The sequence below is a fragment of the Hyphomicrobiales bacterium genome (assembly GCA_017642935.1).
Lineage (GTDB): Bacteria > Pseudomonadota > Alphaproteobacteria > Rhizobiales > MH13 > MH13.
Genome location: JAEPOK010000002.1, coordinates 492,770 through 515,454, shown reverse-complemented (window position 1 = coordinate 515,454; position 22,685 = coordinate 492,770). Strand labels below are relative to the sequence as shown.

The following is a 22,685-nucleotide window of genomic DNA, read 5'->3' as shown; positions in this document are numbered from 1 at the left end:
GAGCGTTTTGCTCAGGCCGCACCGATTCGGCGGAGCAGATCATCAAGCTGCTCAAGCGTTTTATAAGACACGCTCAAGGTTCCCGAACCGTTGGCCTTGGCCTTCAAGCGAACGTCCAATCCAAGATGCTCGGACAGTTTCGCTTCGATGGCTTGGGTGTCTGCATCCGCCAACCCGGCCCGCTCATCGGGCTTCGAAGCATGCGGCAGTTGACCCTCAGACGCCGGCTTGTCTTGCACCAGACGCTCGACATCGCGTACCGACAAACCATCGTCGATGATTTTGCGCGCCAATTCGGCTGCATCCTCGCGTCCCACCAATTGTCGGGCATGACCGGCAGACAGTGCACCGGTGGAGACGAACAGTTGAACACCTTCAGGCAAGCGCAGCAGACGAAGCGTATTGGCAATGTGGCTGCGACTTTTCCCAATGACAGTGGCCAAGTCCTGCTGCGTATAGCCAAAACTGTCGATAAGGCTTTGATATCCTTGGGCTTCTTCTAAAGGATTGAGATCAGAACGTTGAACGTTCTCGATGATCGCAAGCTCCAAAGATTCCTTGTCATCGACCTCACGGACGACCACAGGCACCATGTCCAGGCCCGCACGCTGCGCTGCCCGCCACCGTCGCTCGCCGGCGATCAACTCAAAGGCACCCTCGGCCATCGGTCGCACCAGCAGCGGCTGAACAACGCCTTTCTCGCGGATCGACTGGGTTAGATCTTCCAAAGCCTCTTCGGCAAACATGCCGCGAGGATTGCGCGGATTGGGCGCGATCTGTTCGATCGGAAGCCGGCGGGTGTTACGCGACTGATCAACGGCGACGTTCTCTGGGACCGCATCGCCCATGAGGGCGGCAAGTCCGCGACCCAATCGGCGCTTAGATGCATCCTCCGCCATAGTAACGTCCTTCCTTAGGCGGCGACGGCGCGCAAGGCGCGCTCACGTTCGATGATCTCCTGCGCCAGCTTGATGTAAGCCTGGCTGCCGGCACATTTAAAATCGTACAGGATGGCTGGACGACCATAGCTCGGCGCTTCAGAGAGCCGCACATTGCGCGGAATCATGGTCGAGTAGACTTTGTCGCCCATAACCTCGCGCACATCTTCCACGACCTGCGAGGAGAGATTGTTGCGGGCATCGTACATGGTCAGTGCAATACCGTGAATGATGAGCTCTGGGTTCAGCGCGCCACGCACCTGTTCAACCGTGCGCAGCAGCTGGGACAAACCCTCAAGTGCGAAGAACTCACATTGCAACGGCACGAGAACCGCATGCGAGGCAGCCATGGCATTGACGGTGAGAAGACTCAACGAGGGCGGACAGTCGATGAGAATGTAGGAAAGCCGTTTGGCACTCGGCATTTCCATCTGTTTAGCTTGGTAAGTGTGTAATGCAGATCGCAACCGCATGGCGCGCTGCGGGTCGGACGCTATCTCCATTTCCAAGCTCGACAGATCAACCGTCGATGGCACAATGGAAAGATTGGGCACGGCTGTCTGCAGGACAGCGTCTGCCAGGCCAGCTTCGCCCGTCATCACATCGTAACTTGTAATCGTACGGTCCGATGCTCCAATCCCAAGGCCCGTCGATGCATTGCCCTGCGAGTCCAAATCAAGGATCGCGACTTTTTCGCCGATCGCCGCCAAAGCCGTTCCCAGATTGATGGCCGTGGTGGTTTTTCCAACGCCACCTTTCTGGTTGGCAACCGTGATCACACGCGGGTGGGGATGGACCGGGGGGATGGGCGAGGTGTGCATCATGGTGTTTGCCTTGGTCTCTGCGCATCTTTTCGGGTCACCTGAAGGATGCGGCTGCTGGGATCAACAACGCTCACATGCTCTACCACGTCATGGCGTGAGGCGTCAGTCCATTCCGCAAGCTCACGTGCATACTCCCCACCTTTGTGAAAAAACGCAGTCGCGCCTTTAGCCATCCAGGGGTCAGCCAGCCCCATGAGCTTTGGCAACGGCGCAAGGGCTCTCGCCGTGATGATATCGGGCGAAAGGGAGGGATCACCATGCACCGCGTCGATGCGGGTGTTGATCACGGTAACGGGAACACCTGTTTCACGTGAAACCGTTCTCAAGAAGGATGCTTTTCGGCCATTTGCCTCGACCAGCGATACATCGAAACAATGGCTCGATCCCGCTCCCTTATTGTCGCTTGCACCGTTGCCGGATGGATTGTCTGGTCGGGCAAGCGCAAAAACCAATCCGGGCAGACCCGCACCAGAACCAAGGTCCATAACTTGGATTGGACCCCTTCTTGAAGCGGCCAAATCATCGCTGTTGCTCTCTGCCCATCTCTCGATCAAAGGAAACAGCTGAAGTCCATCAGCGATATGGCGTTCCCAGACCTGGTCGAGTGTTTCACGGGAAACGAGGTTCTTGGCCTGCTGCCAGCTTCGCAACAGATCGACGAAACGAAGCAGGTTCGATTTGCCATCGACGCCCAGAACTACGCCCGTAAGCCGCTCAGCTGTTTCGAGTCCGAATCGATCGTCCATCAGTGGTTGGCGCGGAGCGCTGAAGGGAATCGAAGATTGGCCAATTTGTCGGCGATCCTAAGCAGCATGTTTCCGAGCATGCACCAACAAAAGCGCAAGCGCGCTCGGTGTCATGCCTTCCAGCCGTCGCGCTTCCGCAAGGGTCCTCGGCCTGGCGGTCTTTAACCTTTGCACCAATTCGTTTGACAGCCCCGGCATGGCCTCGAAAGCCAAATCGGTTGGCAACACCAAATCGGACTCCCGATTAAGCAGAGCCACTTCGGCATCCTGTCGGTCCACATAGACGGCATAGCTCGCGTCGACAGCGACCTGTTCAAGGATCGGTCTGGCGTGATCCGCCAATTGTGGCCATATCGACAGCACTTCATCCAAAGACACCGTTGGGAATCCAAGGATATCAAAGGCGGTACGGGCCCGCCCGTCCTGTTTCACGCGGAGGCCACGCCCCTGCAACTCATGGGGTGAAGCAGAAACCGCCTCAAACGCAGCACGGGCTTCAGAAAGATTTCGTGCCTTCGTTTGAAAAGCCTCACGTCGATGCACGTTGACAAGTCCAACGTCGATCCCGAGTGGTGTCAGGCGTTGATCGGCATTGTCCGCACGCAGCCGAAGTCGATACTCGGCGCGTGATGTGAACATGCGATACGGCTCGGTCACACCGCGGGTCGTGAGATCGTCGATCATAACGCCAAGATAGCTTGTTTCGCGGCCGAATCGGATTGGATCCTTCCCATCAACGTCGCGCGCGGCATTCAGACCTGCGACAAGACCTTGCGCCGCTGCCTCTTCATAACCCGTCGTGCCATTGATCTGCCCGGCCATAAAAAGACCAGGCAGAGCAAGACAGTTGAGGCTCGAATCCAGCGCCCGCGGGTCAATATGATCATACTCGATGGCATATCCCGGCTGCAGGATAGTCGCTGCTTCAAGGCCCGGAATCGATCGGAGGACTTCACGCTGAACATCTTCGGGCAGGCTTGTTGAAATTCCATTGGGGTAGACCGTGTGGTCATCAAGGCCCTCGGGCTCGAGAAAAATCTGATGGCTTGACCTGTCCTTGAAGCGAACAATCTTGTCTTCAATCGACGGACAATAGCGCGGACCACGGCTGTCAATGCGGCCGGAATACATCGCCGATCGATGAATGTTCTGCTCGATGATACGGTGCGTGTCAGCGGTCGTTCGCGTGATGAAGCACGACACTTGCGGCGTTGTTATCGACTCCGTCAATGCGGAGAATGGCACCGGCACGTCGTCACCCGGTTGTTCCTCCAACCGGTCCCACGCGACTGTGCGGCCGTCCAGGCGCGGCGGCGTCCCGGTCTTAAGGCGGCCCATCGGCAGGTTCATAGCCCGCAGGCGATCAGCAAGTTTTTGTGCAGGGGCTTCACCATGACGGCCTGCAGGCCAGGATCTTTCACCGAGGTGAATGAGACCACCCAGAAACGTTCCCGTTGTTAGTACGGTCGCGCCAGCCGAGATCACGCGACCATCCGCGAGAACGACCCCTGCAACCCGTCCTTCAGGCGACATCTGCAAGTCAGCAACTTCGCCTTCAATCACAGTGAGGGTGTCAAACGCACCCAACATGTCTTGAATAGCCACGCGGTAAAGTTTGCGATCGGCTTGAGCTCGTGGCCCTTGCACCGCCGGCCCCTTACGGCGATTGAGCAGTCGAAACTGGATGCCGGCCGCGTCAGCCGCCCTGCCCATCAACCCATCGAGTGCATCGACCTCTCGAACCAGGTGACCCTTGCCCAACCCGCCAATAGCTGGGTTGCAGCTCATAACACCAGTGGCATCTGCTTTCAGCGTCACCAACGTCGTGTCGGCACCAAGCCGAGCCGCGGCGGCCGCAGCCTCACAGCCGGCATGACCGCCGCCGACGACCACCACATCAAAGCTTGTTTTTGAAGAGTCGGGTCGAAGCATCACAAAGCCAAAAGATCATTTCATTTGATGGAGCATGTCTCGTGACTCGAAACATCAGCCAGTTCAAGACTCGCAGCACAAAAGCAATCGTCAGATCGGTAAATCTAGAACAGCCAGACCAACCACCCTCGTTTCACGTGAAACCGTCGGCTTGTTAGGCGGGATGGCTATTTTCCAATGCAGAACCGCGAAAAGACCCGATCAAGCAATTGTTCGGCATCGACATCGCCTGAAATTTCGCCAAGAGCCCGCTGCGCCAACCGCAATGCCTCCGCCGCGTGATCGAGTGACGACGAGCCCTGGTCCAACAATACGACCGCCTCGTCAATATACCTTAACGACGAACGCAACGCCGTCCTGCGACGGGCGTCCAACGCAATGCCGTCACCAACAGTAAACGCACGGTCGATCAAACCATGCTGATCGCGCAACAGCGTTACAATTGCGGACTTCAGAGCGAAAAGCCCTTCACGCGTCTTGCCGGAAACGCATAGGTCCACCTTATCAACGGAATCTCTATCACCTGCGATATCGAGTTTGGAACGGACACGAATCGTTTTCTCCCGCGGAACTAAAAGTTCCTCTGACGAGGATTCGGGATCCTCATCGCCGCCCACCAGCCAGACCATGCAGTCCGCCTGCGCAGCAGCAAGCCTCGCACGATCCATTCCCATCCGCTCGATCGGGTCCACGCTATATTGCGTCTCTCGCAGACCCGCGGTGTCCGTCAATATGACCGGCAAGCCATCTAGGTCGATCGGCACGTCGATTTGATCGCGGGTGGTGCCAGCAATCGGTGAAACCAGCACGGCGTCCCGCTCCAAGAGCGCGTTCAATAGCGTTGATTTCCCGCTGTTGGGCGCCCCGGCCAAGACCACCTGGAACCCATCCCGGACACGTTCGGCAACATGCGATGAAAGCTCGTCCTCAATCGCAGATTTGAGAATACCCAATTGTTCCGGCAGCGAATCCACCACCGATCCCGGGACATCGTCTTCGTCAGAGAAATCTAGGTCGGCCTCGATCTGCGCACGACAGTCAGCAAGAGCCTCTTTCCACGCCGATAATTTGCGGGTCGCAGCTCCATCCAATTGCGCCAAAGCCTGATCCAGTTGCAACGACGTTGATGCGTGAATGAGATCACCGACAGCTTCAACTTGCGTGAGATCGAGCTTGCCGTTGACGAACGCCTGCCGCGTGAAGTCACCAGCATCGGCGGCACGCACGCCGTCGAGCGACCACAGCGCGCGAAGCATCGCATCGACGACTGCACGTCCACCATGGCAATGGAACTCAGCGACATCCTCGCCGGTGAAACTGTTGGGAGCGGGGAAGAAAAGAGCCAGTCCCTTATCGATTCGCTGACCGGTTTGCGGATCACTGAAGGTCCGCAGACTCGCTTTCCGCGGCGATGGGCGGATTCCGGCGATCTTTTCGAGGGTGAATCGAACTTGAGGCCCGGAAACGCGAATGACCGCGACTCCACTTGGAACAAGTCCTGAGGAGAGGGCCGCAACGGTTTCGGCCATTGTTTCCTATCCGAATCGATTCACGTGAAACATTCTGGCTGCGCAACGCGACCTTACGTGTTCATCGTGTCGAAGAAGTCCGAGTTCGTCTTCGTCGCCTTCAGCTTATCAAGCAGGAATTCGACCGCATCCACGGTCCCCATCGAAGAGAGAATACGCCGCAGAACAAACATCTTGGCAAGATCGCCCTTGGGAACAAGGAGCTCTTCCTTGCGCGTACCCGATTTCAGAATATCAATCGCTGGGAAGACGCGTTTGTCGGAAACTTTTCGGTCGAGCACAATCTCGCAGTTGCCGGTGCCCTTGAACTCCTCGAAGATCACTTCATCCATCCGGCTGCCGGTATCAACCAACGCCGTTGAAATAATAGTCAGCGAGCCGCCTTCTTCGATGTTACGCGCCGCACCGAAAAAGCGCTTGGGCCGCTGCAACGCATTGGCATCGACACCACCGGTCAAGACTTTGCCGGACGAGGGAACCACGGTGTTGTAAGCCCGACCGAGGCGCGTGATGTTATCGAGCAAAATGACCACATCGCGGCCATGCTCGACCAGGCGCTTGGCCTTTTCAATCACCATCTCAGCGACCTGAACGTGCCGCTGCGCCGGTTCATCGAACGTCGACGACACGACTTCGCCACGCACGGAGCGCTGCATATCCGTCACCTCTTCGGGTCGCTCATCGATAAGGAGAACAAGAAGAAAGCATTCCGGGTGATTCGTCGTGATTGAGTGCGCGATGTTCTGCATCAGCGTCGTTTTACCGGTACGCGGCGGCGCAACAATCAGCGCACGCTGGCCCTTGCCGATCGGCGCAACCAGATCGATCACGCGGGCTGAACGATCCTTCAACGTCGGATCATCGACTTCCATTTTGAACCGTTCATCCGGGTAGAGCGGCGTCAGATTGTCGAAGTGAACCTTGTGGCGCGCTTTCTCCGGTTCTTCGAAATTGATGGTGATCAGCTTCACAAGCGCGAAATAGCGTTCACCCTCTTTAGGGCTGCGAATAATGCCTTCAACCGTGTCACCGGTCCGCAAGGAGAATTTGCGAATCTGTGTCGGCGAGACATAGATATCATCAGGGCCCGGCAGATAGTTCGCCTCTGGCGAGCGCAGGAACCCGAACCCATCCTGAAGAACCTCCAGGACACCCTCTCCGACGATCTCAACGTCGCGCTCCGCATAGCGTTTGAGGATCGCAAACATAAGCTCTTGCGTGCGCAAGGCGCTCGCGCCCTCCACTTCCAACTCTTCGGCGAGCACCAGAATGTCGGTCGGAGATTTTGCTTTTAGGGCCTGAAGCCGGATTTCTTCCATGGAGATGATAATTTGCCTGTGGGGGTCTGCTGGTCGGGTGAAGCAGAAAAAGGGGAAGGGATCAGAGGTGATCGAGAGACTGTAGGTAACGCCAAAACGCGAGGTGATCGGAAACCTGCTCGTGCGCTGCTGAACATCATGTCCGATGCACTACCCCAGCCGGATGGCCAATGGTGCGCTGCAGCGCTTGCCTACAAGGCGGGATGTAAGACACCTTTATGTCTTTGACAAGACAGGAACGCAAAGGTTCGCTCCCATCGCGACAAAAGGCGCTTATCGTTTGGTCAAAACCAAAGTGATCAGAACGGTTGAACGATCACTAAAACGACGATGATGATCATCGCCAATGTCGGAACCTCGTTCATAAACCGCCAGTAGCGACTCGATTTTTCGTTCCTGTCGCCAGCGAATCGACGCACCGAGGCCGCAAGATGTCCGTGCATCGCAAACAGGATGAGAATGAAAACAAGTTTGGCGTGCAGCCAACCACCTTGAAACCCATGAACGACGATCGCCAACCAGAAGCCCGTCAGAGCAGAGACGATCATTGCCGGTGTCATGATTGCTTTCAGAAGCCGTCGCTCCATCGTCTTGAACATTTCGGATTGAACCGATCCAACCTCGGCATCGACATGGTAGACGAAGAGGCGCGGCAGATAGAGGAGCCCCGCCATCCAGGCGATCACCGCGATCACATGCAACGCTTTCATCCAGAGATAGGCACCAGCAGGGATGAGAAACACCATCCCTGCGGTCATGGCTGCCAGCAGCACGACGGCCACCGCATGACCGCCCCATTGTTTCACCGGAGATGGCTCGTCCAGTGTTGTCACGACTTGCGTCCAGAACGCACACGCTCAATGAACCGATGCACCTGGTCAATCTGACCGTCCGGGGTAATCCCGTGACCAAGATTGGCCACATGCGGTACGCCTTGCGCTCCATCCAACATCAGATCGACGGCAGCGTCCAAAGCCTCAGGTCCGGCCGTCATCAGCAACGGATCAATATTGCCTTGAGTCACCAACGTATCCGGCACCTGCGCCCGCGCCGCCGCCACATCGATCGTCCAATCAAGCCCTACCGCGTTGATGCCCGTCTCCTGCGAGAAAGGACCAAGCGCATGCATCGCCCCTTTGGCGAAACCGATGATCGGGGTATCGACATGGTTGGCCCGTAGCCCGCGGACAATCTGGGCGATCGGACCAACGCTAAAGCGTTCAAACCCGGACGGGCTAAGCGATCCGGCCCAGCTGTCGAAAACCTGGACGGCATCGGCACCGGCATCGATCTGCCGCGAGAGATACCGCACCGAGGCATCGGCCAAACAGGAAAGCAAACGATCAAAGACCTGGGGTTCTTTCAGCGCGAATTTTCGCGCTGCTGCTTGATCAGGACTGCCCCGGCCGCCCACCATGTATGTCGCCACCGTCCATGGCGCACCACAGAAGCCGAGCAAGGTCACCTCATCCGGCAGGCTCGCACGCAATCGTTGAACGGTCTCGATTACCGGATCAAGATGCGCATCGAACTGTTCCGGCTCCGATTCAAAGCGATCGATCAGAGCCGTAATATCATCAGCGTCTAGTGGCGGAAGGACAGGACCGATGCCTTCCTCAAACCGCACATCTTGCCCCAGCGCATGTGGCACGACCAGAATATCGGAGAAGAGGATCGACCCATCAAAGCCAAACCGGCGAATCGGCTGCAGCGTTACCTCGCAGGCAAGCTCTGGATTGTAGCAGAGATCCAGAAAGCTACCGGCCTCAGCCCGTGTCGCGCGATATTCCGGAAGGTACCGACCAGCCTGGCGCATCATCCATATCGGCATTCGATCGCCAACATGACCGTTCAAGACATCCAACAACAGCCGATTGCTCACGCGCACATCCCTTAGATTATCGCTACTCGTCAGCGCCTTTTGACACCCGATGGGCTTTGGGGAAAGCGCGGAAGGAAAAAAGAGTCTCTCTACAAGAGAGCTTTCCTTCTTTTTCTTGTCCGTGGAAAAGACTCATAATTCAGGCTGCCCAAACCCTGCATAACCTCATCCACGGACCTTGCCATCAGGAACGCCACGAAGAGCCACCGCATCAATCACTCACGGCGTTCACCATTTATAAACCTTAACAAAGCGTTAACGCAGCGATCGAATCTCGGCCCCCTTATCCGGCAAATCGCAGATCCGCGCCTTGTTCAAAACCGTCCACATCCCATCAACAGCTTGTCTCGCTGCTGCTGCCTTGGACAGTTTTCGAAAAACCCCTCATAAGACCGGCACCACCCCATCGATCGAGCGCCAGACCCCAGCCTTGTCCACACTTGCCCGCACCGAAGGACACAGCCCGTTGACAACCGCTGCCTCGCGCTTCTTCCACCTACATCTTGTGTCTGACTCCACTGGCGAGACCTTGTCGACCGTCGCTCGCGCCGTCGCCTCGCGCTATCCGAGTGCCCGCGCGATCGAGCACAGCTATGTGATGGTTCGCAACCAGGCCCAGATCGAACGCATCGCGGCCGCCATCGAGCAGGCCCCGGGCATTGTGCTTTACACGATTGTGGATCCAGACCTTGCCGCCCGCCTCGCCGAGCGTTGCCGTGACCATGGCGTACCAGCGATTTCCGTCCTCGACCCGGTTATCAATGTCTTCCAGTCCTATCTCGGCGATTCCGCCGCGCAGACCATCGGCGCGCAACATGTGCTTGACGCGGACTATTTTCAGCGGATCGAAGCGCTCAATTTCACCTTGGCCCATGATGATGGCGTCTTGCCGACGAACCTTGATCAAGCCGACATTGTAATCGTCGGCATCTCACGGACTTCCAAGACACCGACCAGCATCTATCTCGCCCATCGCGGCTATCGCACGGCCAACTATCCGCTGGTCCCCGGCGTGCCGATTCCAAAGGTCCTGACCCGCCCAACCCGTGCCTTTGTCGTCGGCCTTATTGCCAGTACCGACCGGATCGTTCAGATCCGGCTCAATCGGGTGCTCAGCGATTACAATGAGGCCGCCGATACCGACTACACCGACAAAGGCCTGGTGGCCGGAGAAATCGCTGAGTCGCGCCGTCTTTGCGCTCGCCAGGGATGGCCAACCATCGACGTCACCCGCCGGTCCATCGAGGAAACGGCGGCCGCCATCCTCTCTCTTTATCGTCAGCACCGCGAAGACCAGGAGCAGGGCGAACAAGCAAGGGCCAGCTCGCCCGCCGACACAGGGACGGATGCCCGATGATCAGGAACCTTGTCCTCGCCTCGGGTTCATCGATACGCAGGGCCATGCTGGAAGGCGCGGGCGTTCACTTCACCGTTCAGACTGCCGCCATCGACGAACGCTCGCTCGAAGATCAGCTTGGTGAATTGGCGCCGGAGGAGTTGGCGGTCGCCTTGGCAACAGCCAAAGCGCAAGCCGTCAGTGAGACCGTTTCGCTATCGAATCAAGGAGCACTGATCATCGGTGCCGATCAGGTGCTTGAGCACGAGGGAAAGCTGCTCCACAAAGCACAATCGCGCGCCGAGGCCGACGACAAGCTCGCCAGGCTTCAGGGGTCGACCCATCACCTCATTGCAGCTGTCGCGCTTGTAAGAAACGGTCAAACGCTCTGGACCGGCCATGATCGCGCGAGCCTGACGATGCGCCCGCTTTCAGAAGCCGAACGATCCGCCTACCTCGATCGCGCCGGCGAGGCTGCGACGCAAAGCGTTGGCGCGTACCGCCTTGAGGAATTGGGCGCCGCACTGTTTGAACGGATCGAAGGCGACTATTTCACCATCCTCGGCCTGCCGCTTTTGCCGCTCTTGGCGGCGCTGCGCGAGCACGGCATCGACCCGCTTCTGGAACCATCTTCCGCATGACCAAACACGCTGCCGTTCTCGGCTGGCCGATCAGCCATTCTCGGTCACCCCTCATTCACGGCACCTGGATTGCCGAGCATGGCTTGGACGCGACGTACACGGCAATCGCCGTCAATCCGGAAAGTGCCGCGGCCTGGTTTGCCGATTTCGCCGGGCAAGGTCTGGTCGGCGCCAATGTCACCATCCCCCACAAGGAAACCGCACTGGCTGCCTGTGACCATGTCGCCGAGCACGCTGCACGGCTCGGCGCCGTCAACACGCTGTGGCTGGAGGACGGCGCACTCCATGGAACCAGCACGGACGGGGAGGGGTTTTTGGCCAACCTCGCCGATCGAGCGCCAGACTGGGCAAAACACCCCAAGGCCAATACTGCGCTGATTCTCGGAGCAGGTGGCGCCGCCCGCGCCATTGTCGATGCGCTTCTGATATCAGGCGTAGACCGCGTCCTATTGCTCAATCGATCGTTAGACCGCGCTGATGCTCTCGCTGCCCACTTTGCCCGCCATTTTGGGCAGGGTCGCGTTGTTGCCGGCGGCCTTGAGGCCTTCAATGAACACGCAAGTGCTGCCGGATTGCTCGTCAACACCACGGCGCTCGGCATGGAGGGCCAGCCGCCACTAGCGATCGCGCTGAATCACCTGGCCGATGGCGCAACTGTAACTGACATCGTCTACACGCCGCTCGATACGCCCTTGTTGATCTCGGCGCACGAACGCGGTCATCCGACGGTCGATGGGCTGGGCATGTTGTTGCATCAGGCCGTGCCGGGGTTTGAGCGTTGGTTTGGCATTCGGCCGACAGTCACGCCAGCGCTACGCCAGCGCGTTCTGGATGATATTCAAGCAAAAACAAAGACTTAAGATGATAAGTGTTGGTCTCACTGGTTCCATTGCCACTGGCAAATCCACCACAGCCCAACTTTTCGCCGATGAGGGCGTTCCGGTCCATGATGCCGATGCCGCCGTGCATGAAATCTATCGGCAGGAAGGCGTCGCACCGGTCGGCGCTTTGATCCCAGGTGCCATCATTGGCAGTGCAGTGGACCGTGCCGCTTTGAAGAAAGCGCTGGCGGATGATCCTTCGCTTTTTCCCAAGCTGGAGGCCATCGTCCACCCGCTGGTTCAAGCGCGCGAACGCCGCGCCGCTGCTGACGCGCTGGCCGACGGGCACGATGTGATGGTCTTCGATATCCCACTTCTCTTCGAAACCGGCAGTGAGAGCCGCATGGACAAGGTCGTGGTTGTCCATTGCGATCCGCAGACGCAGCGCGCCCGCTTGCTCGCTCGCCCGGGCATGGATGAGGCGACTGCCTCCATGCTGATCGACCGACAGATGCCCCAGGTCAACAAGATCGCCCGCGCGGATTTTCTTGTCTCCACCGACCACGGCGTAGAGGCCGCGCGCGACGAAGTTCGTACAATCCTTGCCGAATTGCGTGCATAACGGCCGACCTTCCGATTCCCTTGCGCGGCGAATCGCGCCATGATTCTTCTCCACCAAGGGACCCAAGCATGCGCGACATCATTTTCGACGTTGAGACCACCGGCCTGCGCGCCAAAGACGGCGACCGGGTCTGCGAGATCGCCGGAATCGAGATGATCGACTTCGTGCCGACTGGCGTCGAGTTCCACGAATATGTGAACCCAACGATCCCGATGCCAGCAAAGGCCGAGGAAGTTCACGGGCTTTCCGACGCTTTCCTCGCCGACAAGCCTTTGTTTGACGCCGTCGCAGACAAATGGGTCGATTTCATTGGGGATGCGCGCCTGGTTGCCCACAACGCGATGTTCGATTTCGGCTTCGTTAATGCCGAGCTGGAGCGGTGTGGCCTGGCGACAATGTCATTTGAGCGCATGATCGACACAGTCGCGATCGCCCGCCGGAAATTCCCAGGCTCTGACAATTCCCTGGATGCGCTTTGCAAGCGATTTGGGATCGATCTCTCAGCGCGTGAAAAACACAATGCTCTGCTCGATACCCAGCTCCTGGCCGAGGTCTATGTGGAGCTTATTGGTGCTCGTCAGAAGGCTATGAGTTTCGGCGATAGCGAACGCCGCCAGACCATCGCTGCGACAAGCGTACCCCCGCGCCCTTCACCGCTTCCAAGCCGCCTAACCGACGACGATCGGGCAGCGCATGCTGCGTTTGTGGCAACGCTTGGCGAGGATGCCGTTTGGTCCCGCTACCAAGACCTTCTGCCTGTGACAGACAAATCATAAAAAAGGCCGCGCTCCGAAGAGAGCGCGGCCTTAAACCCGAGAGTTTGTTCGAGCAATTTAGCTGGCAGCGGCCTGGGCAGCCTGTGCTTGTGCTGCGCGCTGGCGGTAGAGCGCCAAGAAGTCCACTGGGTCAAGCATCAGCGGCGGGAACCCGGCTTGACGCGTCGCATTGGCCAGAATCTCGCGGGCAAACGGGAACAAGAGCCGCGGACCTTCGATCATCAGGGCAACCTGCGTCTGCTCCTGGGTCATGTTTTCCGCGCGGAAGAGGCCGGCATAGGCAAGCTCAACGGCAAACAGCATATCTTTGCCGGAGCCAGCTTTGGCGTCCAGTTTCAGCACCACTTCATTGGTGCCTTCCGCCTTCGGATTGACGCCAACCGAGACATTGATGTCGATCTTCGGCTGTTTTCCGCCGCGCATGGACTCTGGTGAGTTTGGGTTCTCGACCGACAAATCTTTGATGTACTGGGCAAGAGCTTGGAACCGAGGCGCCGCGCCGGCGGGCTTGGCAGCCGCTGCGGCGGCTGCCGCTGCTGCGGCACCACCGCCATTGGTCGGCGTCGCGTCCGCTTTGGTTTCTTCAGCCTTGTCGTCTGCCTTTTTCTCGTCGTCTGCCGGTGTCTCAGATGCCTTCTTACGTGCCATGGGGCTCATCATTCCTTGAGTTTGGGGAAGCTGGTGTCATGCGCGCTTGAAGGTCAGGCGCATAAACGTGGGCGGTGGCTACCATTTTGACTGCCGGGCGGCAAGCGATTGGCCGACAATAGCGGCCTGGTCAGCGCCCTGTTTGGTGAATCCAGTTCAAGAGCCCCAGGGATTACGCTCTTTCTGCGAGCGATTGGGCGAGCCGTCCGAGGGCTCTGGGTCCGCATCGATCACCACCGCATCATTGGCAGGCCGATGGCTGCTGTTCGGCGTTTGCCAGTCAGCGCTCTGCCGTCCGCCCTGGGTGACGTCAGGCATGCGACCGGCCATTTGCCGCCCATACCGCGGCCAAACCAGAGTCTGAATCGGCTTGATCAGCAGCGCCAGACCAATCAGATCGGTCAAAAAGCCCGGAACGATCAGCAAAACACCACCAAGAAACCCGAGCACCAAGCCACCAAGCTCTTGGCCAACGGTTTCCCCAGCCTGCGCGCGCTGTTGCATACGCTGAACACTGGCTAGGCCAATGGTCCTGATGACCAGACCGCCGGCAAGGATGCCGAGCACGATCAATGCAAAAACGCCCAAAAGGCCGATTGCGTTCGCCATCGCGACGAAACCGGCTATTTCCAGGAAAATGAACAGCAAAAAAATCAGAGCAAAAGGCATGATCGCCAACATGGGGCCACGTTAGGGTGGTTACAAGCGCCAATTGGTGCAGGCTCGACACCAAATGCGACGATGCGAGCAGGCCAAGTAACGCTATCGTGCTTGCGCCGACCCCTGGATGCTGCTTGAAACGCACCTACATATGAGTTCCAATTAACCCAACCCAACAAGAAGGTTCGGCCCGCGCGATCATCCGCGCTAGTCCCAAGGGCCGAAACGTGGACGCCGGTGGATATTTATACCCTGTTCTTCCTGGCCATTGCTGTGGTCATCTTTTTCCGTTTGCGCTCGGTCTTGGGCAAACGCACCGGTGAAGAACGTCCGCCGTTTGATCCCTACACGGCTCGTGAAGAGGCCGAGACTGGCGGCGACAAGGTCGTCACTTTGCCGACAGCGCGCGCTCGGCCGACCACTGACTCCGATGATCAGATCGGTGGCGTGGTGAAGCCAGGCTCAGCCGTTGAAGACGCGCTGAAGACTCTGCTGTCCGCCGATCCGACGTTCCACGCCCGCGAATTCGTCGATGGTGCGCGCCTCGCCTATGAGATGATCGTTACGGCCTTTGCCGCCGGCGATAAGTCCACGCTGCAACCACTGTTGGACGACGAGGTCTATCAGGGCTTTGTCCAGGCGATCGATGATCGCAACGCCGCCGGCGAAACCGTCGACTTCACGTTCATTGGCCTGGATAAGTCTGACATCGTGGAAGCTGAGCTCGCTGGATCGATCGCCCAGATCACCATGCGCTTCAAAAGCCAGCTGATTTCGGTGACCAAAGACTCCGATGGCCGGGTCATTGACGGCGATCCAACCGAAGTGACCGAGATGACCGATATCTGGACGTTTGCGCGCGACACCGGCAGCGGCGATCCCAACTGGAAGCTCGTCGCTACCGAAGCGACCTAAGCGGTCTAAGGTTTGCAATGGCATGGGTGGCGCGGCACCAGACATGGTTGCACGGCGCGCTCAGATTGGCGGCCATCTGTCTGATATCAGGGCCCGTCATGGCCGATAGCTTTCCAGCGCCTCTGGTTTCAACCAGTTATGACGCCTTGGATGGTTGGGCGTCGGACGATCATGCTGCGGCGCTGGCAGCCTTTGCGCGAACCTGCGAGCGCACGCGCGATCATCCGCCTAGAACACGACCAAGCGGCGTGGACGGGGAAGCCCTTCAGGCGGTTTGTGCTCTGCTTCGGGACGATCCCGACCAGGACGCCCGAGCCTTCTTCGAGCAGAACTTCACACCCCATACGGTGAAGGCGTCGGGGCTACTCACCGGCTATTACGAGCCGCAGCTGCGCGCTTCGTTTGAGCGCACCGGGACGTTTCAGTATCCGCTCTATGCCCGTCCTGCCGATCTGGTCGAACTGCCTGCAACCGCAGAAAGCTTGGGTATTGATCAGAACGTGACCTGGGGCCGCGCCACCGCGGAAGGCTTTCAAGCCTTTCCAGACCGAGCGGCCATCATGGCAGGCGCCCTGCAAGGGCAAGGCCTTGAGCTGGTCTACCTGGAAGACCCGGTGGATGCTTTCTTCATCCACATTCAAGGCTCAGCGCGCCTGGCCATGACCGATGGATCGGTCCAGCGTGTAAACTTTGCCGGCAAGTCAGGTCATGCCTACACCCCAATCGGGCGTACGCTTGTCGAGCGTGGCGACATGGCGCTGGAAGATGTGACCATGGACAGCTTGCGCGCCTGGCTTGCGGACGCGACGCCTGAGGATCGCGATATCGTTCTGGCTACGAATCGATCTTTCATCTTTTTCGCCATGGCGGAGGATTTTGATCCGACTGCAGGGCCGGTCGCCGCAGCAGGCGTGCCATTGACACCCGGTCGAAGTCTTGCAGTCGATCGCCATTTGCACACATTTGGCACGCCCGTCTTTGTACAGTCCGGCGAGCCGCTGCCCGGCGAGGACCATTTGCTTAGGCGACTTATGGTCGCTCAAGACACAGGTTCGGCGATTGTCGGACCGGCGCGTGGCGACATTTTCATCGGCTCGGGCAGTGAAGCAGGACAGGTTGCTGGCGCCGTGAACCAACCCGTGACCTTCACGCTCCTCATGCCGAATCCGATCGACAAAGATCCCTCATGAGCGGCAAGAAGCCAAAACCTGCTCCCAAATCTGGTGACAGCGAGGCCGGCCTCTGGGAACGGGTGAAGCGGACGGTCGATCCGCTTGATGCCAAACAACGGGCGCGCTACTCACAAGCCCTGGCTGAGTTTCTGGAAAGCGACCAAGTGAAAACCACGGCCTCGCAACCGCATCCGATGCATCCGGCCAAAGGAGCGTTGAAACATCATCAGCCGGGTCATTCAGAAGCGCGAAACACGCGAAGCCAGTCAGCGCCACCGTCAAAAAGACCTGCCACCGGCACGACGCAACCGCCGCTGGTGGAGTTGGATCGCAAATCACGCAGTCGCATTGCCCGTGGACGCACGCCCATCGATGCGCGCCTCGATTTGCATGGGCTGCGCCAGCACGAAGCGCATGACGTATTGCGATCCTTTATCTGGCGATCACACGCCAACGGACATCGCACGGTGCTGGTGATCACCGGTAAGGGGTCACGTGTTCGCGACCCGCATCCCGATGCGCCGCCTTGGGCCGTTGGGTCGGGCATTCTGCGCAAGGCGGTTCCCGGCTGGCTTTCGGCACCGGACATGCGCGCGGCTGTCTTGGGGGTCGAACCGGCGCATGCAAGCCATGGTGGGGATGGCGCGCTTTATGTGCGCTTGCGCGCCAAGAAACCCCAACGCTAGTGTTGGGGCGATGAAAGCCCAGGCCCAGAAATCTGCGACGTTGACCCCGCTTGGGGTCAAGCTGCGTCAGTTGCGCGAAGCGCGCAGCGTCACCCAGGCCGAGATGGCCGAGGCGCTTAACGTATCGAGCGCCTATCTGTCGGCCCTGGAACATGGCAAGCGCGGCCTGCCCAACTGGGCCTTCGTCCAGCAGATCGTCGGCTATTTCAATCTCATCTGGGACGATGCCGACGAGCTTGAAACGCTGGCCTTTCTCTCGCACCCGCGAGTTGTGGTCGACACGGTAGACCTCAGCCCCAACGCGACGCGGCTTGCCAATGTGTTCGCGCAGCGCATCGACCACCTGTCGGCGAACGACTGCATCTATCTGGAAAACGTCATTGAGATGCTGATTGAGGGCGTCGCGCCTGCCCTGGAACCTGTCCAGGGCAAACGTCGGCGGGCCGATGAGCAGGGTGAATCTGGCTAACTACAGGATGAACTTAGACAAATCGGTGTTCTTTGCCAGCTCACCGATATTGTCCTGCACATGATCGGCGTCGATCACGATTTCTTCGCCCGCACGATCCGGTGCTGTGAAGGAGATTTCATCCAAGATTCGCTCCATCACCGTTTGCAGACGGCGAGCACCGATGTTTTCAACCGAGCCGTTGAGATCAACCGCCACGTCGGCAATCGCATCGATCGCATCATCGGTGAAGGTGATCGTCACATCCTCTGTGCCCATCAGCGCGACATATTGCTTGATGAGGCTGGCTTCGGTATCGCGCAGGATCTGGCGGAAATCATCGCGGGTCAGCGCCTTCAGCTCAACGCGAATGGGCAAACGGCCCTGAAGTTCCGGAAGCAGGTCCGAGGGTTTGGCCACATGGAACGCGCCGGAGGCGATGAACAGAATATGGTCGGATTTCACCGGGCCATATTTGGTTGAAACCGTCGTCCCTTCGACCAGCGGCAACAGATCGCGCTGCACGCCTTCGCGAGACACATCGCCACCGCGCCCGGAGCTAGACGCAATCTTGTCGATCTCATCGAGAAACACGATGCCATGATTTTCGGTTAGCTGGATGGCTTCATGGGTGATCTCTTCATCGTCCAGAAGCTTGTCGGATTCTTCGGCCAGAAGCAGATCGTGACTGTCGGCGACTGTTACCCGGCGCTTTTTGGTACGCGCGCCGCCAAAAGCTTTGCCGAGCATGTCGCTCATATTGATCATGCCCATATTGGCGCCGGGCATGCCTGGGATCTCGAACATCGGCGCGCCACCAACGTCACGGACATCGATCTCGATTTCCTTATCGTTGAGATCACCCTCGCGCAGCTTCTTGCGGAAGCTGTCGCGGGTGGCCGGTGAGGCGTTTTCGCCGACCAGCGCGTCCAAGACGCGGTCTTCGGCGGCGATATGCGCCTTGGCTTCAACTTTCTTGCGGCGTTGCTCGCGCACCAAACCAATGGCCGCTTCAACGAGGTCGCGAACGATCTGTTCCACATCGCGACCGACATAGCCGACCTCGGTGAATTTCGTGGCTTCGATTTTGATGAAAGGCGCGTTGGCAAGTTTGGCAAGCCGCCGGGAAATCTCGGTTTTGCCGACGCCCGTTGGTCCGATCATCAAAATGTTCTTCGGCATCACCTCTTCGCGCAAGGTCTCATCGAGCTGCTGACGGCGCCAGCGGTTGCGCAGGGCGATGGCCACGGCGCGTTTGGCGTCATGCTGGCCGATGATGAAGCGGTCGAGTTCAGAAACGATCTCACGGGGGGAGAAGGTGGCAGCAAGGTTGCTCATAAAGTGGTGTGTCCTTCAGGCGGAAACATTTCCATCAGCAGCGTGATGGAGCCATCCGCATTGGTATACTGGTCAAAACGGGAGAAGCCCGCCTTTTCGTAGGCGCGCACAGCGCGAGCGTTGCTGGCATCGGGATCGATGATCAGACGCGGCGCCCCTTCGTTGAAGAGCTTCTGGCAAAATTGCCGCATCACCTCGGTCCCAAGGCCCTTTCCCAGCAGATCGGGTCGCCCGATGGTGATATCAACCCCCAACGTGCCGGCAGGCTGCTCGGCGACCCATGGTTCGTCCTTAATCGCTTCCGGCGGTTGCTTCTCGCTCGGCCAGGATTGGATGTAGGCGAACGGCCCATCCTCGCCATGAACGATGTAGCCCGATGACTCGCCGGTCACCTCCCCATCGTAGATCAGCTTGATCTCATGGTCTGGATCGCCCCACCAGGTCTGCGCATCCGGCGTTGAAAGCCAGTCGCGCAGCATCGGTTTGTCGTTGTCCGTTACGGGTTCGAAGCGAAAGCGCATGACCTATCCGCCCAGAGCATCTGGGCCCGCTGGATTGGGCAGGTGCGCGGACCAGCGGTCTGGCAACAACCCAAGAAAAACCTGACGGAGCGGTTGCCAGCCAAGCGCCAGCCCCACGACGAACAGGCCAAGCGCCAGGGCCGTGATGGCAAACTGCGTGTCGGGCGCTACGCCTGATTGATTGACGGTGTAGGCGATCGCACCTGCCAGATAGAGCAGCGCCGAGACGATGAAGGCGCGCCGATCGATGAGGAGGGCGAGCAAGCCAAGCGCAAAGACAACCGCAAACATGCGTAAGGCCTCGCCCGTGGAGCTGACATCAAGCGATGTGGCGCCGCCGGTCAGGGCAAAGACGATCAGCGGCGCAGCCAACAGATGTAGCCAAAAGGCATTCTCAGACTGACGCTGAACCCGCCTTGGATCGCGCAGCTCATAGCTGATCGCGACGGCGAAGATGACCAGACCAACGACAAACGCCGCGATTTGAAACGTGGCACCAGGCGAGTCGAACCAGGTTGGATCGATCAAGCGAAGAATCGTCGCCGACAACCCCCCGGCGATGAGCAACATGGCCGCGGGCAGCCGGAAGCGGATGTAAAAGAGCAAAGCGCCCAGTGCGCCAAACACCGGGGCAAGCAGGTCAATGCCCAACCCGGACCCAGCGCTTAAACCGGCCATTTCGCTGAGGCTGGCCAACGTCGCTGCAAAGGCCGCACTGAAGGCCAACGCGGTGACGAGGCTCGCCAGCGGCATCCGAAGCCGTCCGGTTACCCATTCGGCCACGACCCAGGCAAAGACGGCCAAGATGAGGCCGAACAGGGCGTCGGTCCAACCGGCCTGAAGATCAAAGCGCATGCCCAACAGCTGGCCAGCAACGCTGGTCAAACCAACCGCCAGAATCACGATGCCGATCGCCAAAAACACGTCGCGAAACCCGCGAAACAGTGCAAAGGGCTCATCGCCGGTGCGTGTGGTGGCAAACTGTTCCGGCATCGAATCGAGCGGAAGCTTCCGCAACGCCATTGCTTGGTCGGGCGTAATGATACCCGCCGCAACACCAGCGCTGATACGGTCTCTAACCTCCGGAACAGGTGGGGGTGTTGCCACTAGCTTGCCTCGTCGATGCTTTCCACCACCAGATTATGGTTGGTGTAAACGCAGATATCGCCTGCGATTGTGAGAGCGCGCCGCGCTACTTCTTCTGCATCATGGGCGCTGTCGGCCAAGGCCCGCGCGGCAGCCAGGGCATAATTGCCGCCAGAACCGATGGCCATAATCCCGTCTTCTGGTTCGAGCACGTCGCCAGTGCCGGTCAGAATCAGGCTTTCATCTTTGTCGGCGACGATCATCATCGCTTCCAACCGTCGCAGATAGCGATCTGTCCGCCAGTCTTTGGCAAGTTCGACCGAGGCGCGCTTTAGCTGCCCGGGATATTGTTCAAGTTTCGCTTCAAGCCGCTCGAACAAGGTGAATGCATCGGCGGTTGCGCCGGCAAAGCCGCCGATAACGTCACCGCTGGCCAGACGACGGACTTTGCGGGCGTTGCCTTTGATCACGGTTTGGCCAAGCGAGACCTGTCCATCGCCTGCAACGACAACTTTGCCGTCCTTACGGACGGTCACAATGGTTGTCGCGTGCATGGTCGGCAGGGCGTTTTCAGGAGAATGCATGGATGTGCTTTCCATTAAGAGTTCCGTTGCATCGCATGTAGGCGTGCTGGCGGCGATTGCAAAGCAACGGTTTCGTCGTCGCGCGTTCACCAGAGGGTGGTTCGGCGCTTGGATCGCGGCACTTGCCCTGCTAGAGGGAAGCATCTTCTAAGAACGAGACTCGATTGCCATGCCTCGCACAGCCACGCTTGAGCGCACCACCAACGAGACGTCCGTCAAAGCGACGGTCGATCTCGATGGCAAAGGCGCGTCGACCATCACGCTGAATGGGGCTGGGTTTTTTGCGCACATGCTCGATCAGCTGGGCAAACACTCGCTGATGGACATAAGCGTGGAGGCAATCGGCGACACGCACATCGACGATCACCATTTGGTAGAAGATGTCGGCATCACGCTTGGCCAGGCGGTCAAAGAGGCGCTTGGCGACAAGCGCGGCATTCGCCGTTACGCCTCCGCCGATCTGCCGATGGACGAGGCCCTGTCGCGCGCTGCTGTTGACGTGTCGGGCCGGCCGTTTTTGGTTTGGCGGGTGGAGTTCACCGCGGACACAATCGGCACGTTTGACACCGAACTGGTGCGCGAGTTTTTTCAGGCGTTTGCAATGAATGCCGGCATCACGCTGCATGTTGAAAGTGTTCATGGGGCCAACAGTCACCATATCGCCGAGAGCATTTTCAAAGCTGTGGCGCGCGCATTGCGCGACGCGCTAGCCATCGATCCACGGGTCGCAGACGATCTGCCGACGACGAAAGGAGCGCTTTAGATGCGCACCTATTCGGTTTTTGCACCGCCGGTGATGCCCGGCACGCTGGAGGATGACGCTCAAAGCCTGGTTTTTGTTCGCCATGGCTGGTCGCTCGCCGCTCTGTTCGTGCCGCTCATCTGGATGATCGTGCGGCGACTCTGGTGGGTTTTGCTCGGTTATGTGATCCTTTGCATCGCGATCCAGCTTGCCAGTTTTTCTGTGCCGGTCTGGGTGACCGTCGGGGTGTCCGTAGCGCTCGCGCTCATCATCATGATCGAGGCCGGGCAGCTGCGTCTGGAAAGCATGGCGGCCAAGGGCTATCGCGAGATCGCCGTCATCGAAGCGCCGAACCAAAAAGAGGCCGAGCGCATTTTCTTTCGCACCTGGGTCGCCGATCATGGTCGCGCACCGGCAAGACCAACCTCGTCGCCAGCGCAAGCCACCCGTGGACCGCTCCATCGACCGACCAGCGCGACGCCACCCGCCCTTCCCGGTCTTTCCAGCTAACGAACAGTT

The 22,685-nt window shown here is 58.8% G+C and carries 26 protein-coding genes; 12 read left to right on the top strand and 14 right to left on the bottom strand.

The features are described from left to right. Positions 1 to 11: 11 nt before the first annotated feature. From JJ917_11825 to JJ917_11790, 8 genes are all read right to left on the bottom strand, one after another. On the bottom strand, positions 12 to 899 hold the full coding sequence (locus tag JJ917_11825; GenBank protein ID MBO6699512.1) for a ParB/RepB/Spo0J family partition protein: 888 nt from the start codon (positions 897 to 899) through the stop codon (positions 12 to 14). Positions 900 to 913: 14 nt separating this feature from the next. Beyond that, a complete protein-coding gene (locus JJ917_11820; GenBank protein ID MBO6699511.1) occupies positions 914 to 1,759 on the bottom strand; it encodes a ParA family protein in 846 nt (281 codons plus the stop codon). Beyond that, the gene (locus JJ917_11815; GenBank protein MBO6699510.1) at positions 1,759 to 2,508 is read right to left on the bottom strand and encodes a 16S rRNA (guanine(527)-N(7))-methyltransferase RsmG; all 750 of its coding nucleotides are present in this window, start codon (positions 2,506 to 2,508) and stop codon (positions 1,759 to 1,761) included. The genes JJ917_11820 and JJ917_11815 overlap by 1 nt, the downstream gene beginning before the upstream one ends. A 57-nt stretch (positions 2,509 to 2,565) precedes the next feature. Next, positions 2,566 to 4,440 (bottom strand): tRNA uridine-5-carboxymethylaminomethyl(34) synthesis enzyme MnmG, encoded by a 1,875-nt coding sequence (mnmG, locus tag JJ917_11810; protein ID MBO6699509.1) that lies wholly within the window; start codon positions 4,438 to 4,440, stop codon positions 2,566 to 2,568. A gap of 167 nt (positions 4,441 to 4,607) precedes the next feature. Beyond that, positions 4,608 to 5,969: a tRNA uridine-5-carboxymethylaminomethyl(34) synthesis GTPase MnmE gene (gene mnmE, locus JJ917_11805; GenBank protein ID MBO6699508.1), complete on the bottom strand. Its 1,362-nt coding sequence runs from the start codon at positions 5,967 to 5,969 to the stop codon at positions 4,608 to 4,610. Between the two features lie 53 nt (positions 5,970 to 6,022). Further along, positions 6,023 to 7,288, bottom strand: coding sequence for a transcription termination factor Rho (gene rho / locus JJ917_11800; GenBank protein MBO6699507.1), 1,266 nt, complete (start codon positions 7,286 to 7,288; stop codon positions 6,023 to 6,025). Positions 7,289 to 7,587: 299 nt separating this feature from the next. Continuing rightward, the gene (gene hemJ / locus JJ917_11795) at positions 7,588 to 8,046 is read right to left on the bottom strand and encodes a protoporphyrinogen oxidase HemJ (GenBank protein ID MBO6699506.1); all 459 of its coding nucleotides are present in this window, start codon (positions 8,044 to 8,046) and stop codon (positions 7,588 to 7,590) included. A gap of 71 nt (positions 8,047 to 8,117) precedes the next feature. Continuing rightward, positions 8,118 to 9,170 (bottom strand): uroporphyrinogen decarboxylase, encoded by a 1,053-nt coding sequence (locus JJ917_11790; GenBank protein MBO6699505.1) that lies wholly within the window; start codon positions 9,168 to 9,170, stop codon positions 8,118 to 8,120. Positions 9,171 to 9,636: 466 nt separating this feature from the next. Between JJ917_11790 and JJ917_11785 the strand changes: the two genes are divergently transcribed. The 5 genes from JJ917_11785 (at position 9,637) to dnaQ (ending at position 13,366) form a co-directional block, all read left to right on the top strand. Further along, entirely contained in the window at positions 9,637 to 10,527 is an 891-nt protein-coding gene (locus JJ917_11785) for a kinase/pyrophosphorylase (GenBank protein ID MBO6699504.1), read from the top strand. Continuing rightward, the gene (maf, locus tag JJ917_11780; protein ID MBO6699503.1) at positions 10,524 to 11,147 is read left to right on the top strand and encodes a septum formation protein Maf; all 624 of its coding nucleotides are present in this window, start codon (positions 10,524 to 10,526) and stop codon (positions 11,145 to 11,147) included. Before JJ917_11785 ends, maf begins: the two co-directional genes overlap by 4 nt. Then, the gene (locus tag JJ917_11775; GenBank protein ID MBO6699502.1) at positions 11,144 to 12,007 is read left to right on the top strand and encodes a shikimate dehydrogenase; all 864 of its coding nucleotides are present in this window, start codon (positions 11,144 to 11,146) and stop codon (positions 12,005 to 12,007) included. The genes maf and JJ917_11775 overlap by 4 nt, the downstream gene beginning before the upstream one ends. 1 nt (position 12,008) lies before the next feature. Beyond that, the gene (gene coaE / locus JJ917_11770; protein ID MBO6699501.1) at positions 12,009 to 12,590 is read left to right on the top strand and encodes a dephospho-CoA kinase; all 582 of its coding nucleotides are present in this window, start codon (positions 12,009 to 12,011) and stop codon (positions 12,588 to 12,590) included. Between the two features lie 68 nt (positions 12,591 to 12,658). After that, complete coding sequence (dnaQ, locus tag JJ917_11765) at positions 12,659 to 13,366, top strand: DNA polymerase III subunit epsilon (GenBank protein MBO6699500.1); 708 nt, start codon at positions 12,659 to 12,661, stop codon at positions 13,364 to 13,366. Positions 13,367 to 13,423: 57 nt separating this feature from the next. Here the strand turns inward: dnaQ and secB are convergent, their stop codons facing one another. Together secB and JJ917_11755 are read right to left on the bottom strand one after the other, a co-directional pair. Continuing rightward, positions 13,424 to 14,014: a protein-export chaperone SecB gene (gene secB / locus JJ917_11760; protein ID MBO6699499.1), complete on the bottom strand. Its 591-nt coding sequence runs from the start codon at positions 14,012 to 14,014 to the stop codon at positions 13,424 to 13,426. A 156-nt stretch (positions 14,015 to 14,170) separates the two neighbouring features. After that, complete coding sequence (locus JJ917_11755; protein ID MBO6699498.1) at positions 14,171 to 14,683, bottom strand: FxsA family protein; 513 nt, start codon at positions 14,681 to 14,683, stop codon at positions 14,171 to 14,173. A gap of 228 nt (positions 14,684 to 14,911) precedes the next feature. On the opposite strand from JJ917_11755, the gene JJ917_11750 reads away from it, so the two are divergent. The 4 genes from JJ917_11750 (at position 14,912) to JJ917_11735 (ending at position 17,916) form a co-directional block, all read left to right on the top strand. Next, the gene (locus JJ917_11750; protein ID MBO6699497.1) at positions 14,912 to 15,589 is read left to right on the top strand and encodes a Tim44 domain-containing protein; all 678 of its coding nucleotides are present in this window, start codon (positions 14,912 to 14,914) and stop codon (positions 15,587 to 15,589) included. A gap of 98 nt (positions 15,590 to 15,687) precedes the next feature. After that, positions 15,688 to 16,779, top strand: a complete 1,092-nt coding sequence (locus JJ917_11745; GenBank protein ID MBO6699496.1) for an MltA domain-containing protein — start codon at positions 15,688 to 15,690, stop codon at positions 16,777 to 16,779. Further along, positions 16,776 to 17,447, top strand: a complete 672-nt coding sequence (locus JJ917_11740; protein MBO6699495.1) for a Smr/MutS family protein — start codon at positions 16,776 to 16,778, stop codon at positions 17,445 to 17,447. The genes JJ917_11745 and JJ917_11740 overlap by 4 nt, the downstream gene beginning before the upstream one ends. A gap of 40 nt (positions 17,448 to 17,487) precedes the next feature. Further along, positions 17,488 to 17,916 carry a helix-turn-helix domain-containing protein gene (locus JJ917_11735; protein ID MBO6699494.1) on the top strand — a complete coding sequence of 143 codons (429 nt, stop codon included), beginning with the start codon at positions 17,488 to 17,490 and terminating at the stop codon, positions 17,914 to 17,916. On the opposite strand, the gene hslU is transcribed toward JJ917_11735, so the two are convergent. From hslU to hslV, 4 genes are all read right to left on the bottom strand, one after another. Then, entirely contained in the window at positions 17,917 to 19,233 is a 1,317-nt protein-coding gene (gene hslU / locus JJ917_11730) for an ATP-dependent protease ATPase subunit HslU (protein MBO6699493.1), read from the bottom strand. Further along, positions 19,230 to 19,754, bottom strand: a complete 525-nt coding sequence (locus JJ917_11725; protein MBO6699492.1) for a GNAT family N-acetyltransferase — start codon at positions 19,752 to 19,754, stop codon at positions 19,230 to 19,232. Before JJ917_11725 ends, hslU begins: the two co-directional genes overlap by 4 nt. Before the next feature lie 3 nt (positions 19,755 to 19,757). Beyond that, positions 19,758 to 20,771: a hypothetical protein gene (locus JJ917_11720; GenBank protein MBO6699491.1), complete on the bottom strand. Its 1,014-nt coding sequence runs from the start codon at positions 20,769 to 20,771 to the stop codon at positions 19,758 to 19,760. Between the two features lie 89 nt (positions 20,772 to 20,860). After that, positions 20,861 to 21,403, bottom strand: coding sequence for an ATP-dependent protease subunit HslV (gene hslV / locus JJ917_11715; GenBank protein MBO6699490.1), 543 nt, complete (start codon positions 21,401 to 21,403; stop codon positions 20,861 to 20,863). 19 nt (positions 21,404 to 21,422) lie between these two features. Between hslV and JJ917_11710 the strand changes: the two genes are divergently transcribed. Genes JJ917_11710 through JJ917_11700 form a run of 3 tightly spaced genes read left to right on the top strand, consistent with a single transcriptional unit; the run spans position 21,423 to position 22,676 of the window. Continuing rightward, the gene (locus JJ917_11710; protein MBO6699489.1) at positions 21,423 to 21,575 is read left to right on the top strand and encodes a hypothetical protein; all 153 of its coding nucleotides are present in this window, start codon (positions 21,423 to 21,425) and stop codon (positions 21,573 to 21,575) included. An 18-nt stretch (positions 21,576 to 21,593) separates the two neighbouring features. Further along, positions 21,594 to 22,187 (top strand): imidazoleglycerol-phosphate dehydratase HisB, encoded by a 594-nt coding sequence (hisB, locus tag JJ917_11705; GenBank protein MBO6699488.1) that lies wholly within the window; start codon positions 21,594 to 21,596, stop codon positions 22,185 to 22,187. Then, entirely contained in the window at positions 22,188 to 22,676 is a 489-nt protein-coding gene (locus tag JJ917_11700) for a DUF2628 domain-containing protein (protein MBO6699487.1), read from the top strand. The last annotated feature ends 9 nt before the right edge of the window (positions 22,677 to 22,685 follow it).